At 54.2% G+C, this 14,846-nt stretch carries 15 protein-coding genes and 1 tRNA gene; 10 read left to right on the forward strand and 6 right to left on the reverse strand.

Going from position 1 to position 14,846, the window contains the following annotated elements:
• Nucleotides 1-32: 32 nt before the first annotated feature.
• Nucleotides 33-2,048, reverse strand: coding sequence for an excinuclease ABC subunit UvrB (gene uvrB, locus AACY49_RS16505; protein WP_258696392.1), 2,016 nt, complete (start codon nt 2,046-2,048; stop codon nt 33-35).
• 336 nt (nt 2,049-2,384) lie between these two features.
• On the opposite strand from uvrB, the gene AACY49_RS16510 reads away from it, so the two are divergent.
• Both AACY49_RS16510 and AACY49_RS16515 read left to right on the forward strand, forming a co-directional pair.
• Nucleotides 2,385-3,581 carry an amino acid aminotransferase gene (locus AACY49_RS16510; RefSeq protein ID WP_258696393.1) on the forward strand — a complete coding sequence of 399 codons (1,197 nt, stop codon included), beginning with the start codon at nt 2,385-2,387 and terminating at the stop codon, nt 3,579-3,581.
• Between the two features lie 249 nt (nt 3,582-3,830).
• On the forward strand, nt 3,831-4,031 hold the full coding sequence (locus AACY49_RS16515) for a hypothetical protein (RefSeq protein ID WP_007935214.1): 201 nt from the start codon (nt 3,831-3,833) through the stop codon (nt 4,029-4,031).
• Here the strand turns inward: AACY49_RS16515 and AACY49_RS16520 are convergent.
• Entirely contained in the window at nt 4,028-4,258 is a 231-nt protein-coding gene (locus AACY49_RS16520) for a hypothetical protein (RefSeq protein WP_008007186.1), read from the reverse strand. The two genes, AACY49_RS16515 and AACY49_RS16520, sit on opposite strands and share 4 nt — an antisense overlap.
• Nucleotides 4,259-4,485: 227 nt before the next feature.
• Here AACY49_RS16520 and AACY49_RS16525 point away from each other — a divergent pair.
• From AACY49_RS16525 to AACY49_RS16545, 5 genes are all read left to right on the forward strand, one after another.
• Nucleotides 4,486-4,561, forward strand: a tRNA-Asn gene (locus tag AACY49_RS16525).
• A 162-nt stretch (nt 4,562-4,723) separates the two neighbouring features.
• The gene (locus AACY49_RS16530) at nt 4,724-6,046 is read left to right on the forward strand and encodes a tyrosine-type recombinase/integrase (protein WP_339525103.1); all 1,323 of its coding nucleotides are present in this window, start codon (nt 4,724-4,726) and stop codon (nt 6,044-6,046) included.
• A gap of 909 nt (nt 6,047-6,955) precedes the next feature.
• On the forward strand, nt 6,956-7,936 hold the full coding sequence (locus tag AACY49_RS16535; RefSeq protein WP_339525105.1) for an integrase domain-containing protein: 981 nt from the start codon (nt 6,956-6,958) through the stop codon (nt 7,934-7,936).
• On the forward strand, nt 7,933-8,208 hold the full coding sequence (locus tag AACY49_RS16540; protein ID WP_339525107.1) for a hypothetical protein: 276 nt from the start codon (nt 7,933-7,935) through the stop codon (nt 8,206-8,208). Before AACY49_RS16535 ends, AACY49_RS16540 begins: the two co-directional genes overlap by 4 nt.
• Nucleotides 8,209-8,304: 96 nt before the next feature.
• Complete coding sequence (locus AACY49_RS16545) at nt 8,305-9,678, forward strand: IS1182 family transposase (protein ID WP_339525109.1); 1,374 nt, start codon at nt 8,305-8,307, stop codon at nt 9,676-9,678.
• 269 nt (nt 9,679-9,947) lie between these two features.
• On the opposite strand, the gene AACY49_RS16550 is transcribed toward AACY49_RS16545, so the two are convergent.
• A complete protein-coding gene (locus AACY49_RS16550; RefSeq protein ID WP_339525111.1) occupies nt 9,948-10,403 on the reverse strand; it encodes a tetratricopeptide repeat protein in 456 nt (151 codons plus the stop codon).
• 20 nt (nt 10,404-10,423) lie between these two features.
• Between AACY49_RS16550 and AACY49_RS16555 the strand changes: the two genes are divergently transcribed.
• Complete coding sequence (locus AACY49_RS16555; protein ID WP_339525113.1) at nt 10,424-10,936, forward strand: RDD family protein; 513 nt, start codon at nt 10,424-10,426, stop codon at nt 10,934-10,936.
• A 282-nt stretch (nt 10,937-11,218) separates the two neighbouring features.
• Here the strand turns inward: AACY49_RS16555 and AACY49_RS16560 are convergent, their stop codons facing one another.
• Nucleotides 11,219-11,809: a TetR/AcrR family transcriptional regulator gene (locus tag AACY49_RS16560; protein WP_339525115.1), complete on the reverse strand. Its 591-nt coding sequence runs from the start codon at nt 11,807-11,809 to the stop codon at nt 11,219-11,221.
• 85 nt (nt 11,810-11,894) lie between these two features.
• Here AACY49_RS16560 and AACY49_RS16565 point away from each other — a divergent pair, with 85 nt between their 5' ends.
• Nucleotides 11,895-12,029: a hypothetical protein gene (locus tag AACY49_RS16565; protein ID WP_339525228.1), complete on the forward strand. Its 135-nt coding sequence runs from the start codon at nt 11,895-11,897 to the stop codon at nt 12,027-12,029.
• Between the two features lie 421 nt (nt 12,030-12,450).
• Nucleotides 12,451-13,149, forward strand: a complete 699-nt coding sequence (gene queC, locus AACY49_RS16570) for a 7-cyano-7-deazaguanine synthase QueC (protein WP_339525117.1) — start codon at nt 12,451-12,453, stop codon at nt 13,147-13,149.
• Between the two features lie 208 nt (nt 13,150-13,357).
• Here the strand turns inward: queC and AACY49_RS16575 are convergent, their stop codons facing one another.
• The gene (locus AACY49_RS16575; protein ID WP_339505449.1) at nt 13,358-14,236 is read right to left on the reverse strand and encodes a queuosine precursor transporter; all 879 of its coding nucleotides are present in this window, start codon (nt 14,234-14,236) and stop codon (nt 13,358-13,360) included.
• Nucleotides 14,226-14,825 carry a helix-turn-helix transcriptional regulator gene (locus tag AACY49_RS16580; RefSeq protein ID WP_339505451.1) on the reverse strand — a complete coding sequence of 200 codons (600 nt, stop codon included), beginning with the start codon at nt 14,823-14,825 and terminating at the stop codon, nt 14,226-14,228. The genes AACY49_RS16575 and AACY49_RS16580 overlap by 11 nt, the downstream gene beginning before the upstream one ends.
• Nucleotides 14,826-14,846 lie beyond the last annotated feature (21 nt).

The raw sequence follows: 14,846 nt of genomic DNA on the forward strand, positions 1-14,846 counted from the left end.
CCGCGATGAGGCCCACCCATTCACTGCGCATCTCAAACCGTGATCAACCGCTCCCGCAATTTGCCGATTTCGTCGCGAAGCTGCGCCGCGGCTTCGAACTCCAGGTCGCGGGCAAGCTGGTACATCTTCTCTTCCAGCGCACGAATGCGTTTGGCGATCTCGCCCGGCGAGCGCAACTCCGCTTCGTATTTGGCACTTTCCTCGGCGGCCTTGGCCATGCCTTTGCGCTTCTTGCTGCGCGAGCCCGGCACGGTTGCGCCTTCCATGATATCGGCGACGTCCTTGAACACACCCTTCGGCGTGATGCCGTTGGCCAGGTTGAAGGCGATCTGCTTGTCGCGACGACGCTCGGTTTCGCCGATCGCCCGCTCCATCGAGCCGGTGATGCGATCCGCATACAGAATCGCCCGCCCGTTGAGGTTGCGCGCCGCCCGGCCGATCGTCTGGATCAGCGAGCGCTCGGAACGCAGGAAACCCTCCTTGTCCGCATCGAGAATCGCCACCAGCGAGACTTCCGGCATGTCCAGACCTTCACGCAGCAGGTTGATCCCCACCAGCACATCGAAGGTGCCAAGACGCAAATCACGGATGATTTCGACCCGCTCCACGGTGTCGATGTCCGAGTGTAGATAACGCACGCGAACGCCGTGGTCGGCCAGGTAATCGGTCAAGTCTTCGGACATGCGCTTGGTCAGCGTGGTGACCAGCACCCGCTCCTCCAGGGCCACACGCTTGGTGATTTCCGAGAGCAGGTCGTCGACCTGGGTCAACGCCGGGCGGATTTCGATTTGCGGGTCCACCAGGCCGGTCGGGCGCACCACTTGCTCGACCACGCGCCCCGCGTGTTCCGCCTCATAATTGCCCGGCGTGGCCGAGACAAAAATCGTCTGTGGGCTGATGTTTTCGAACTCGTCGAAACGCATTGGCCGGTTATCCAGCGCCGATGGCAGGCGGAAGCCGTATTCCACCAGCGTTTCCTTACGGGACCGGTCGCCCTTATACATGGCACCGACCTGGGGCACGCTGACGTGGGATTCGTCGATCACCAGCAAGGCGTCGGCCGGCAGATAGTCAAACAAGGTAGGCGGTGCCTCGCCGGAGGCACGGCCCGACAGGTAACGCGAGTAGTTTTCAATGCCATTGCAGTAACCCAGCTCGAGAATCATCTCCAGATCGAAACGGGTACGCTGTTCCAGTCGCTGGGCTTCCACCAGTTTGTTGTTGGAGCGCAGGTATTCCAGGCGCTCCTGCAACTCGACCTTGATCCCTTCGACGGCGTCGAGCAGGGTTTCCCGTGGTGTCACGTAGTGGCTCTTCGGGTAGAAGGTGAAACGCGGCAGTTTGCGGATGACTTCGCCGGTCAGCGGGTCAAAGGCTGACAGGCTCTCCACTTCGTCATCGAACAGCTCGATGCGGATCGCTTCAAAATCGGATTCTGCCGGGTGGATATCAATCACATCACCGCGCACCCGGAAGGTCGCCCGGGCGAAGTCCATGTCGTTGCGGGTGTATTGCAGGTCAGCCAGGCGACGCAGCAGCGCACGCTGGTCGAGCTTGTCGCCGCGATCCACGTGCAACACCATCTTCAAATAGGTTTCCGGACTGCCCAGACCGTAAATGCACGACACCGTGGTGACGATGATCGCGTCCTTGCGCTCCAGCAGCGCTTTGGTGGCTGACAGGCGCATTTGCTCAATGTGGTCGTTGATCGAGGCGTCCTTCTCGATGAAGGTGTCCGACGACGGCACGTAGGCTTCAGGCTGGTAGTAGTCGTAGTAGGAAACGAAGTATTCAACGGCGTTATTCGGGAAGAACGCCTTGAACTCGCCATATAACTGCGCGGCCAGGGTCTTGTTCGGCGCCAGCACCAGGGTCGGGCGCTGTATCTGGGCGATCACGTTGGCGATGCTGAAGGTCTTGCCCGAGCCGGTCACACCGAGCAGCGTCTGGTGCGCCAGCCCGGCTTCAATGCCCTCGACCATCAGGCGGATGGCTTCCGGCTGATCGCCGGCGGGCTCGAAGCGGGTGACTAGCTGGAATTCAGACATACATACCTCTGGTTCACTCTTGCCCGGTTACACCGGACAGGAACGAGAAAGACCGCAAACGACCGATGTCGCCCGAGGAAAAAACTGGATTGTGCTCAATGTGGAGCCGATTGCCATCGCTTTCAAGGCAAACGTCCTACATCGGGTAAAACCTTTGACGACGTCACTTGACCAACGATCGAAAAATAATTGGAAAAACTTACCGTAAAAGCCGAATCGCCTGTCGCCATCAATCGCCGATGGCCTCTATACTAGCTCCCCGTTTGTGCACCGCTCTAGTGCATTCGGCTGGAGCGCGACACGTCCCTCCACACTCCATTCAGAGCCGCCGTAATAATGAGCCTGTTCTCCGCTGTCGAAATGGCACCACGCGATCCAATCCTGGGCCTCAACGAAGCATTCAATGCCGATACCCGTACCAACAAGGTCAACCTGGGGGTTGGTGTTTACTGCAACGAGGAGGGGCGAATTCCACTCCTGCGCGCCGTTGTCGAAGCCGAGACGATTCGCGCCGCTCAACACGCTTCCCGTGGTTACTTGCCGATCGACGGCATTGCCGCCTACGACCAGGCGGTGCAAAAACTGCTGTTCGGCAATGATTCACCGCTGATCGCTGCTGGCCGGGTCATCACCACCCAAGCCGTCGGCGGTACCGGCGCGCTGAAAATCGGTGCCGACTTCCTCAAGCAACTGCTGCCGAATGCCGTTGTGGCGATCAGCGACCCGAGCTGGGAAAACCACCGCGCACTGTTCGAAACCGCCGGTTTCCCGGTGCAGAACTATCGCTACTACGACGCCGCGACCCACGACGTTAACCGTGCAGGCCTGCTGGAAGACCTGAACGCCTTGCCGTCCGGCTCCATCGTTGTACTGCACGCTTGCTGCCACAACCCGACCGGCGTGGATCTGAGCCCGGCGGACTGGAAAAACGTCCTGGAAGTGGTGAAAGCCAAAGGTCACGTACCGTTCCTCGACATGGCCTACCAGGGCTTTGGCGACGGTATCGATGAAGACGCTGCTGCCGTGCGCCTGTTCGCCGAATCGGGCCTGACCTTCTTCGTCTCGAGCTCGTTCTCCAAATCCTTCTCGCTGTACGGCGAGCGCGTTGGCGCCCTGTCGATCGTCAGCGAGTCGAAAGAAGAAAGCGCGCGCGTGCTGTCGCAAGTCAAACGCGTGATCCGCACCAACTACTCCAACCCGCCGACCCACGGCGCTAGCATCGTCGCCGCCGTGCTGAACAGCCCGGTATTGCGTGCGCAGTGGGAAGAGGAACTGGCAGAAATGCGCCTGCGGATTCGCGGCATGCGCACCCAGATGGTCGACCTGTTGGCGAAAAACGCTCCGCAACGCGATTTCAGCTTCGTCGGTCGCCAGCGCGGCATGTTCTCCTACTCCGGCCTGACGGTTGAGCAAGTGACCCGTCTGCGCAACGAGTTCGGCATCTACGCCCTGGACACCGGCCGCATCTGCGTTGCCGCGCTGAACCAGAACAACATCGACGCCGTGACCAAGGCCATCGTTCAGGTGATCTGAGTCTTTGTGTGATATGAAAACGGGAAGCCACATGGCTTCCCGTTTTTTATTTGTCTTCGATAATTCCCAGTTCGACGACCGGTCGCTCTAGACTGCACGCAGATCAAAAATGTGGGAGCGGCGGTGCGGCGATCCGACTTGCTCGCGAAAGCGGTCTATCTGTCACATTGATGCTGAATTTGCCGCCGCCTTCGCGAGCAAGCCCGCCCCCCAAGTTATGAGTACACCCGAGAATTCTTGAGAGCCCACATGAAAAACGATGACCTACGCGCTGACCGCGACGAGCTGGACCACTTCGTGCCCCGCTCCTCGGCCAAACGCGGTAACAACCTGGTGCTGCAAGTGGCTGCAGGCGTGTTCCTTGGCGGCCTGGCACTGTGGCTGGTGCAACTGGCCGCCACGATGTTGTACGCCAAGCTGATGCTCGGCACCATTACCTTCGGCGGTTAGGCCAGTTCGGTCGCGCGCTGGCTGGCCGCGTCGTCGTAGGCGACGTAAAGCGACTCGGCCACCTGGCTTTTGATCGCCTTGGTGCTTTCCAGGCCCAGGACAAAACCTTCAGCCTTGCCGCCCGCGCGGTTCAATTCGTCAGCGGTGCTGGCCTGAGTGATTGCGTCGAACAGCTTCTCGGCGTGCGGGCCCACACCTTTGGGCAGGCTTATCTGAGCGATGCTCATACGAACACCCCGTTGTTTTGAGGTGTGAGGATTGGATGATTCATGGCGCGTACCTTTTCGGCTGAGGGCCGGCAGCGCGTGTCACCACTTCCGGGCGGCCATGGTAGACCTCTACCGCAATTCTGGTAACCGCCAATAGCCGATAAACCACCCTCTGATCCGATGAAAACACCAAACTACCAACAGAGGCTTGACTTCTCTTTTTGAATCAGTAACATAGACGCCATTCCGCGATAGCTCAGTTGGTAGAGCAAGTGACTGTTAATCACTGGGTCCCTGGTTCGAGTCCAGGTCGTGGAGCCAGACAAGGTTCCAGAGAAAGCTAACAAAGTCTCTGAAACCCCCGAAAAACCCGCCTTCTGGCGGGTTTTTTCGTTTTGGCGTTCTGTCGGATTCCGGTAGGTACCAGCCATTTTAAGGGTAGAGTTTGGGATAAAGGTCAGTTCGATAAAAGGGAGTACCCTTATGTCGCGCACTACTGCTCCACTCTCCGACGCCGCTTGCCGTTCGGCCAAGCCCACAGACCGCGCCTACAAGCTTTTCGACGGCGACGGCCTTTACCTTCTAGTCCAACCCAATGGCCGCAAAGGCTGGCGTCTCAGATACGTCAAACCTGATGGCCGGGAAGGACTGACCTCATTCGGCAACTACCCCATCGTTGGCCTCGCCGATGCGCGCCGCAAGCGCTTGGAGGTCAAGCGAATGCTGGCGGATGGCATTGACCCCATAGGCGCCAAGAACCAAGCCAAGACGGACGCTCTGATCAAAGGCCGCACCTTTGAAAGTGTTGCCCTCGGCTGGCACACGGAAATGTCAGCCAAGTGGGCACCGGACTATTCCAAGACAGTGATGAGTCGCCTCAAAACTCACCTCTTCCCGCTGATCGGCGCCCGCGCCATTGTCGACCTTGATACCCACGACCTTATGCGGCCCCTGGACGCGATTAAGAAGCGCGGAACGATAGACATTGCTTTAAGGGTACAAAACTACCTGCAGAGCATCATGCGCGAGGCAAAGCGACTCCGGCTTATCACCGTAAACCCTGCTTACGACCTCGTAGGCTCGATCAAAGCCTCGCGGGTCGTCCACCGCCCCGCCTTATCCTTATCGCGCTTGCCTGAATTGCAGGAACGGATCGACACCTATAAAGGCCGCGCACTTACCCGGCTGACGGTCTTGCTGTCGCTGCACGTGTTTGTACGCTCCAGCGAGATGCGCTTCGCCCGCTGGAGCGAGTTCGACCTCAAACGTGGCGCCTGGGAAATACCCGACACGCGACCAGCGTTGGAAGGCGTACCCTTTTCCACAAGGGGTACGAAGATGGCAGGCGATATCCATCTTGTACCCTTATCGCCGCAAGCGATCGCCCTGCTCGAGCAGATCCACGCAATCACAGGCAAATTTGACTTGGTGTTCGCAGGCGATACCAAGTCTTGGAAACCAATGTCCGAAAACACCGTGAACAGCGCGCTTCGGAAGATGGGGTACGACACCAAAACCGAGATCTGCGGCCATGGCTTTCGTTCGATGGCCTGCAGCGCACTGATCGAGTCGGGTTTGTGGACGGACACAGCCATCGAGCGGCAGATGAGCCACAAGGAACGCAACAACGTCCGAGCGGCCTACATCCACAAGGCTGAGCTCATCGAGGAGCGCAGACTGATCATGAACTGGTGGAGTCGCTACCTTGAGGCTAATCAGCAGAAGCATGTCAGCCCACGCGAATTCGCCAATCAGACGGGTGCGAATGTCACTCGACTAAAAGCAAAACGTGGCGCAACTGAGTAAGCGCTCGGTTCTCATATCTCAGTGATCCGCTTGTCCACGCGGGTCCATCCAGACAGGGCTGCAAAGCCGCCCTGTCTGGATGGACCTCACTTAAAAAATCTAAAGCCCACGCAATTGTCTGTGGAAAACCACTGATTTCCATTAGTGGATAATTTCATCCACAGCCGCAGAACTCCCGAAAATTCGAGCCTTGACCCGAATTCTCCACAGGCGTAGAAAAGGTCGGGCAAAGCGCTGTCGTTGACAGCAACCCAGGTAGCCAGAACCTTTAAGGCTACGCCACGCCGTGGTGGTTCTCCCAAAGTACGATTAGCGTCCGGCGGCTCGCACGGTCACTCACCGAGTGATGGATGCCCACTTCAGATCATTGCCATGCGGCAAATACATCCCCCTACCCAACTGCCCTGCAGCAACCTATCCGCGCGGCCATTTCATTGCGCCAACCTGCGCCCGTCTCTTTCTCCCGGAAAGAGACGGGCGCTCCTACCACTGCTGCAGCCCACCTCGTACAAGGCTTTGCGGCATTCCCCCTCGTGACAATCGGCGTGACAAACACCGAAGTCACCAGCAACAGCGATGCAGATGATGGTGCCGCAGCCCACGGAATGGACTGCACCTGACTGACAGTCAAGCATGCCCCGGTCATCGCATCACTGCCTTCACCCGACTCAGGATCTCGCGGCGCCGGTCTCGTCAGCCAGCGCAGCCTCCACCCGCCCACTTCCTCGGAAGTGTTCAGGAGGCCAGATCATGAGATGCCCAAGCTCCCGGTCGTAAGGAGCCGCCAGTCCTGCGCTAGTGGACAACCCTCACAGGTCGCAGGGGCCTTGATCCCTGATAACACTCAACATCCATGGCGGGATGACGTGGGGAAAGCTTCAAGGGTTTGGCTTTGAGAGGAGTTTGATCATGGCGTTGGTCGGTAGACGGGACGGGCGGAATTTTGGGTATGGACGGCAACTGAGTTATGCCGGGCCGCAGGCATTGAAAGATCTCTTTGGCAGCCGGCATTACGGGACCGTCAAAGCGCACAGTGATCGCTGGCGGGCGTTTGTGCGCTGGTGTCGGTCGGAGGATGGGCCGGGGTTTAACGATGCGCGGCAGATAAATCGGCAGACCTTGTTGGACTATGCCGGACATCTGCGGCAGCAAGTTGAACATGGTGAGCTTGCCATCGCCACCGCGCAAAATCGATTGTCTAGTGTGAATCGGACCATGGCCGCGCTTCGCGGTGATCAGCATGTGAAAGTTCCGAGCCCGAGCAAGGCGCTGGGAATGCGGCGCACCAGTGTTCGTCGCTCAGTGCCGCAAGGCCAAGACCGCGAACACGTGAAGCAGATAGTAGAGGTGCTTTGCGAACGCCAGATGCCGCTCGCCGCGGCCATCGCGGCGTTAGCGCGAGCCACAGGCATGCGATTGCGCGAGGCCATTTTGGCCGACCTTCCGCGCCTGAAGCGTGAGGCCGAACACTACGGGAAGATCAACATCCAGGATGGCACCAAAGGTGGTCGCTCAGGCGCATCGGCGCCTCGCAGGATTACGGTAGATGATCATATTCGTGACGCGCTGAGGTTTGCCGAAAAAGTCTCGCCCGACGGCAGCCGCAACCTGCTTGCACCGAACGAACGCTACCTCGATTTCTTGCAGGGAATCGTCCGCCCCGCACGGGACATCCTCCATCAGCACAACCTCAAAGGCTTCCATGAATTGCGGGCAGCCTACGCGTGCGAACGCTATGAGCAAATCACCCGTCACCCCGCTTCCATCAACGGTGGCCGCTGCTATCAGCTCGACCGACGGCTAGATCAGGAGGCCCGAGTACAAATCAGCTATGAACTCGGGCACGGCCGTATCGACGTGGTGTCGGCTTACATTGGCAGTCGAACATGAGCAAGGCATTCGATATGGAGCTATTCCTGGCCGGCGTTCTGACCGGATCGCATTCCACACGCCAACGCCACCTTCGTCAGGCAAAGACTATCCAAGCAGCAGTCGTTGAGCGCTGGCAACGCGATAATCCATGGACTTGGCAGAGAAAACACCTTGCGTGGTTTTTGAATCAACATCTAAACCAGCGCACTGAATCGACGCGCTATTACTATTTGCTGACCATGCAATTACTCACTCATCGTCTAGGAAAATCCTGGCAGTTCACCCCCTAAGCGAAGGTCAGAAAACGGCCGATTCTGTTGAAAAAGTAACTCCCCTATCTGGCCTCCGGCAAAATCTCTACATTGGCCAGCAGGGAAGCACGCAGCATGATGGGACAGTTATCGAGTGGGCAGGAACGGCTGTTTTACTCGTTCAACCTTGAAGATCACATCCCCGCCAATCACCTTCTGCGCAGCATTGATCAGTGTCTTGATCTGAGCGACCTGCGCCATTACCTCGCCGATTTTTATAGCCCGATCGGGCGTCCGTCGATTGACCCTGAACTGATGATCCGCATGCTGATCGTCGGCTATTGCTACGGCATTCGCTCAGAGCGGCGGTTGTGCGAAGAGGCCCATCTGAACCTGGCGTATCGCTGGTTCTGCCGGTTAAGCCTTGAAGATGAAGTCCCCAATCACTCGACCTTTTCCAAAAATAGACACGGCCGTTTTCGGGACAGCGATCTCTTTCGCTGGCTGTTCAATGAAGTGCTACGTCGTTGCATGGATGCAGGCTTGGTCAAAGGTGAAGGCTTTGCCGTGGACGCCAGCATCATCAAAGCGGATGCCTGCCGGCAGCGCGGTGTACCGGGTGATGAACAGGTCAACTGGAGCGATCCGGCCCTGAGCACCCGCGCCGTGCGTGAGTATCTTGAGGCGCTTGATGAAGAGGCTCTGGCCGAAACGCTACCGAAGCGCCTGTCGCTGACTGATCCTCAAGCCCGCTGGACCGCTGCTCCAGGTGGCCCAGCGTTCTACGCTTACTCCACGAATTATCTGATCGATACCGAGCACGGTGTCATCGTGGATGTGGAACCCACACCGGCTCATCGCACGGCCGAGGTCGAGAGCACCAAGATCATGATCGACCGGGTCGAGGCGCAGTTCGACATCAAACCGGAACGCCTCATTGGCGACACCGCTTACGGTACCGCGCCGATGCTGGCCTGGATGGTGGAGGAAAAAGACATCGAGCCGCATGTGCCGGTGTGGGACAAAACCGAGCGCAAGAACGACAGCTTTTCGAGTAACGATTTCCACTGGAATGAAGAGGCCGAGGAATACCGCTGCCCGGCCGGCAACCCACTGCGCAGCGAATGGCGAGCCTTCAAGAACGAGCGTTCACACGTCACCAAAGCCAACACCATCATCTTCCGATCCCGGCAGACCGACTGCGCTACGTGTCCGATGAAAGCCAAGTGCTGCCCGAACACTGCATTCCGAAAGATCGCTCGCAGCGTCCATGAAGCCGCTCGCGATGTGGCTCGGCGCATTGCAGCAACGCCGGCGTATCAGTGCTCTCGCCACGAACGTAAAAAGGTCGAAATGTTGTTTGCCCACCTCAAGCGCATCCTGAAATTGGATCGCCTGCGGCTACGTGGCATGAGTGGCGCATCCGATGAGTTCACGCTGGCGGCCGCGGTACAGAACCTGCGACGTCTGGCCAAACTTGTATCTCAAGGGCCACCTTCTACGGGATAGGTGCGCCTGCACTAAGCCAAAAACCTCAAATTAACCCAATAACAAAGCAACAAAGGTCAACGAAGGGCCGAGAAACCACTCAATGTGGTGATTAGGTTCTCCGGTGGTGGTCGTGCCTGAGTTCAGACGAGCTGAAATCCGACTTTTTCAACAGAATCGGCCAAAAGCGGTCAATAGCGATGCTGAACAACCAGCAGCACACCCCCATATAAAAAATACGCGCACCAGAAATCAGCGATGCGGTTGGTATCTCTCAGAATATTACCCTGCTATTTTTTGCGCTGCTTCCAGTGGGATCTAGATAGTTTTTCAGCTACATAATTTCGATCAGCTTCGACTTCTGTCTGCCCATTGGCAGCAGCAACAGAAAGCCAAACATACGCTTGGCTATTATCTTGCATCACACCCCTGCCCTCGGAGTAGCGAATATCAAAGTTGCGCTGGGCAACTGAACTACCTTGCTCTGCGGCCTTGCGGTACCAGAAAGCCGCTTGCTTAGTCCTTTGCAACCCCTTGCCCAGTCTCGTAACGGACGCCGAGGTCGCCTTCGGCAGCGGCATCCAGGGATGACTGGGTCCCGTCGCTGCTCTCACCAAGTTCCTAAAGAACCGAGCTAAATGAATAGATACGGGGGTACGCTTGAATGATATCGTTTTGACATTTATCACGTCTAATACCTGTAGCCAGGAACGAATAACAGCCTTTTGGCGGCAGAAGCTTTGCATGCCGGACAGCCGTCTAGCTGATGAATCCCGAAAACCCAACTGATCTCGGAAATACCATGGACGCAAAAAGCAACAGCAAAAAACCTAAAATTCTGGCGAGCGTCAGCCGTCGGTTTATCGCGAAAGTAATTGATTGCGTAATTGCGGTGTTGATCTTCTTTATCGTCAAGGTCACCGCTGACACCTTGTCTGCTTACATCACAGGTATAACGCCCAGTGTCCAGATTGTTTCAGCGGGCTTGATCGCCTTCGCTTACGTGCTTTTTGCGGATGCCCTACCTAATGGCCAAAGCCTCGGCAAGCGCTTGTTGAGTATTGCGGCTGTCGATAGAAAAACGTTCCTCGGCTGCACGGTGTCTCAGTCGTTTACCCGTAATGCCGGAGCGCTGATCATCATTGATTGGGTATGGATTTTTCTGGAGTCCAGAACACGACTGGGTGACATGCATGCCAAAACCATCGTGATTCAGACGGGGACGCTCAGCCATAAGGTTAGGAGTCTTTCCGATGTTTATGATGGTGGTCAATCCTAAGTCGGACCGCAGGGCTATGGCAGGAGGGAACATCATTTGCGGTACGTTCCAAAGTGCCGACAAGTCAGGGTCAGCCTTGGAGGCAGTGTTAGGGAAACTCTGAAAAAGACTTCCTGATTTTGGTAAAATGTCCGGACTTCCCCCTCCGAGCTTCCAGAGAGTTCCGATAGCGTTACCTTTCGCCCACCGTTCCAGTCAGAGGTTCGCCGAGCACAATCGATCACCACCCTTACGCCATCCGGTCTTGTCTCCTGGCCGCCAAGAGCCGGCCCAGATAGCCCACTACCCGCACAGAAAACCCACCAACGCTCGCATCACCCGTCCTTCCAAACTCACCGCATCCGTCTCCCCCCGCTCCCCCGCCGCATCGATCATGCCGTGGGCCATCGCCAGCAGGTCTTGCGCGGTCTCCAGTACATCGGCGCAGCCCCACGGGGCTGACGGAAGGGCCAGCGCCGCTATCAGTTCGGCATGAATGACGTTGGCCACGCGCTCATGGCGCTCTTGCAGCAGTAAGCGGCGCTCTTCGAAGTCGATGATTCTGGCCAGTTCCGGGCGCCGTAGCTGGTGGGCGACGGAGGCTTGGACCAGTGCGCGGATGCGTGCGAGGGCGTCGTCGTGTTCATGGACGTGCTGGACGTCATCGAGCAACTGAGTGGTTTCGCGTTCGATCAAGGCGACGGTCAGGGCGTCGCGGTTGGGGAAGTACTGGTACAGCGAGCCGATGCTTACGCCGGCGCGCTGCGCCACGAGGCCGTCGGTTTCGAGAATGCGAGCAGCGGCTTCGAGAATGGTGTCAACGGTGTTGGCCGAACGGCGCTGGGTCGGGAGTTTTCGGGGGGTTAAGGGCGGCATTTCGCGGTGTTTGGTCATGATCGGGATGCGAGTTTTAAATATGAGTTATGACTCGTATTCTGGATTGGCTTTCCCCACTCTTCAACTACCAGGAATCATTATCATGGCAACGACATCACTGAGTGTTTTCATGTTGGTCAAGACCACCCAGGAATGGCTGGCCGCTCAGACAAAGATCAAATCGCGTGAACGAAAGCGCGAGGACGAAGATGGTATCGAGGACGATGAACCGTTTTGATCTGCACCGTAAACACCCTGCCGCATGCCTACATGCGGTGGGGCCCAATGCGTCTTCAACCAGGACACTACTGCTACTTGGGGTAGAGATAGACTTTTTCGACTTTTGCGTCGGAACGCATCATGAGGTGCTGGCTCCGGAAAGAAATCGGGAGCACAGCATCGGGGATCAGGTGGCGGCTTTGAATGTGGGGTTTATGGAGCGTTTACCAAGAGTTTTGTCCCCGGGACCTCACAAACCTTCAGAATTTTCCTGCTGTCACGCCCAACCATTGCTGGTATGGTTTTGCCTGCCCAGTCTTAGGTCTGGAGTCTCCAGGAATGAAATCCTTGAGTATGAGCACCTGGATTCTACCGGCGGCTGGATCTCGAACTTTTGTTTCAAGCGTTACACTTACTATATTACTGCAGGGAGCAGAACCATGAGTAAAAAAGCAGTTATCGTTTTTAGTGGCGGACAAGATTCAACAACCTGTTTAATCCATGCATTGCCTCTCTATGATGAAATACACTGTATTACGTTTGATTATGGTCAGCGCCATCGCGCAGAAATTGAAGTCGCACAACACCTTTCAAAAAAGCTTGGCGTGATAGTGCACAAAGTACTAGACACATCCTTGCTAAATGAGCTGGCCATCAGCAGCCTGACACGCGACAATATTCCAGTTCCAGCCATGAATAGCTCCGGAGAAAGTTTGCCAAGCACTTTCGTACCAGGAAGAAATATTCTATTTTTAACCTTGGCTTCTATTTATGCATATCAAGTGCAAGCTAAAGCAGTAATCACAGGCGTTTGTGAAACAGATTTCTCTGGCTATCCTGATTGTCGAGATGCGTTTGTTAAGGCATTGAACAAAGCCATTGAATTAGGCATGGAATACAAATTGCTTCTTGAAACGCCGCTTATGTGGTTGAATAAGGCGGAAACTTGGGCTTTAGCTGATTACCATAATAAATTAGACTTGATTCGTCACCACACACTGTCCTGCTACAATGGCATAAAGGGAAGTGGGTGCGCTAACTGCGATGCGTGCAATCTACGCTCAAAAGGATTAAATGATTACCTGGGGAATAAAACAGAGATCATGAACAGTTTAAAAGCCAAACTAAAGTTAAAATAAAAACCCAATAGGATACATTCAGAAAACGCTCACTTAAACATGCCAGGCACAACCCTAATTATTGGCGTTCTTAGACACGCTCGCAAATGGGTTCATCACTACAGCCACATACTAAGTGAGCGTTGAACCCAACAGCTTTGTGCAAAGAAGCCATCAGTGCACTTTTTGTTAGAGCAGTATACTGTTTAAAAAAAATCCATAGCCCTATTTATTTAACATGACTTGCAGTTATATATTTTTTAAACAATGACCTTGCGCCGTATGCAGGCAAGATATTAAAAAAAGCAAAACACACCTTTATAGCTATCTGAACATAAATCATATTAAGTATATCGCTATTCTGCATACTCCCATAAAATGCAATGTAGCAGAAAAGGAAGCTGTCTATTATCACCGCAAAAAAAGTACTTAAAAACACGCGCAAAAATAGAAATCTAGAATTTGTCAGCTCTTTTATTTTGCACAACAAATACGAGTTTATATTTTCAGAAAAAAGAAAAGAAACAGAGGATGCTACCAGCACAGAAGACACATGAGTAATAACCTCATTATAAGGCATATCAAGCTTCCAGCCAGGCAGCCCCGGGAGATAGGTAGAAGCATTCAGCAAAACAATAATAATAGCATTACTTGCAAAAGCAAATAGTATGGCTTTCCTCGCAAGCCTAAGACCGTAAGTCTCATTCAGCAAGTCAACTATTAAAAACGTCAGAGGGTAAAGAAAAGTGCCCGGAGTAACAATGATATCAAGGCGCTCCAAATAAATAGGCTTTGTCGCAGCAATACTGGTAAAGATGTAAAATGTAAACAGCAGTAGATTTAGAATAATATAAATCATCCATGAGTTTTCATGACGATCATTCATTTCGTACGCGGTTAATGCACCCCCTTGAGAATAAAATTTCTTATACAAGTTTTTGATCTCCATTTTATTTAAATTGTCCATTATTTCACTGCTTAATACTTCGCTTAATTTTACCCTGATAACTTTGCCTGTAGCGATGATCATAATCACAGCAAGACTTTTGCTGTTCTCAAACCCTAACAACTTGTATTTGCTGTTTTCAATTTCGCCATCACGCGTCATTAAACCGCTCCTCTATTATATCTCCCACAACACAGATACGATCCGAACTAAAACATGCTTCGTTTGTTATGAACAGTTTTTTAGTTGTTCTGTCATACACCAGCTTTTCTTTATCACCACTCGACGAGCCTTTCTTTATTATCAATAGGTCTCCTGGCTCATTCATACCACTAATTTCGCTCTCCAAAAGCACGCCTATTAAGTTATAGGATTTGCCGAAATAATAAGTCAAAGGGTAGATGGTGGCTAGCTCACCAATCCTTTTATCCAAGCTTTGAATAACCAAGCTCTCTTTAATTATAGGGACTGCAGCCGGATTCATATTCCCTTGCAGAGAGATACTACTCTCTATTATCTCCTTCTCTTCAAAATCAATAGTCTCTATTTCCTCATAAGACACTCCAAAGAAATCAGAAATTTTGCGAATCGTGGAATGCTGTACATTTACCACCCTTCCTTCCAAAATATTATATATAGTAGTTCTGGTCAGCCCGCTGGAATTGCACAAAGACAACTGCGTCTCTCCGCGACTTTTTATCAAGTATCTAATGTTGCTTTTCAAGCACTCTATTTTTTCTCTTCTATGCATAAAATGCCCACCACTTCTTTA

It is taken from the genome of Pseudomonas sp. EL_65y_Pfl2_R96 (assembly GCF_963970905.1).
In the GTDB taxonomy this organism is placed as follows: Bacteria; Pseudomonadota; Gammaproteobacteria; order Pseudomonadales; family Pseudomonadaceae; genus Aquipseudomonas.

Coding starts and splice junctions, on each gene's coding strand:
- AACY49_RS16565 (WP_339525228.1), top strand. CDS start 11,895: ATGGCAACGACATCACTGAGTGTTTTCATGTTGGTCAAGACCACCCAG.
- AACY49_RS16545 (WP_339525109.1), top strand. CDS start 8,305: ATGATGGGACAGTTATCGAGTGGGCAGGAACGGCTGTTTTACTCGTTC.
- AACY49_RS16535 (WP_339525105.1), top strand. CDS start 6,956: ATGGCGTTGGTCGGTAGACGGGACGGGCGGAATTTTGGGTATGGACGG.
- AACY49_RS16550 (WP_339525111.1), bottom strand. CDS start 10,403: ATGCAAAGCTTCTGCCGCCAAAAGGCTGTTATTCGTTCCTGGCTACAG.
- AACY49_RS16530 (WP_339525103.1), top strand. CDS start 4,724: ATGTCGCGCACTACTGCTCCACTCTCCGACGCCGCTTGCCGTTCGGCC.
- AACY49_RS16520 (WP_008007186.1), bottom strand. CDS start 4,258: ATGAGCATCGCTCAGATAAGCCTGCCCAAAGGTGTGGGCCCGCACGCC.
- AACY49_RS16575 (WP_339505449.1), bottom strand. CDS start 14,236: ATGACGCGTGATGGCGAAATTGAAAACAGCAAATACAAGTTGTTAGGG.
- AACY49_RS16515 (WP_007935214.1), top strand. CDS start 3,831: ATGAAAAACGATGACCTACGCGCTGACCGCGACGAGCTGGACCACTTC.
- AACY49_RS16580 (WP_339505451.1), bottom strand. CDS start 14,825: ATGCATAGAAGAGAAAAAATAGAGTGCTTGAAAAGCAACATTAGATAC.
- uvrB (WP_258696392.1), bottom strand. CDS start 2,048: ATGTCTGAATTCCAGCTAGTCACCCGCTTCGAGCCCGCCGGCGATCAG.
- AACY49_RS16540 (WP_339525107.1), top strand. CDS start 7,933: ATGAGCAAGGCATTCGATATGGAGCTATTCCTGGCCGGCGTTCTGACC.
- queC (WP_339525117.1), top strand. CDS start 12,451: ATGAGTAAAAAAGCAGTTATCGTTTTTAGTGGCGGACAAGATTCAACA.
- AACY49_RS16555 (WP_339525113.1), top strand. CDS start 10,424: ATGAATCCCGAAAACCCAACTGATCTCGGAAATACCATGGACGCAAAA.
- AACY49_RS16560 (WP_339525115.1), bottom strand. CDS start 11,809: ATGACCAAACACCGCGAAATGCCGCCCTTAACCCCCCGAAAACTCCCG.
- AACY49_RS16510 (WP_258696393.1), top strand. CDS start 2,385: ATGAGCCTGTTCTCCGCTGTCGAAATGGCACCACGCGATCCAATCCTG.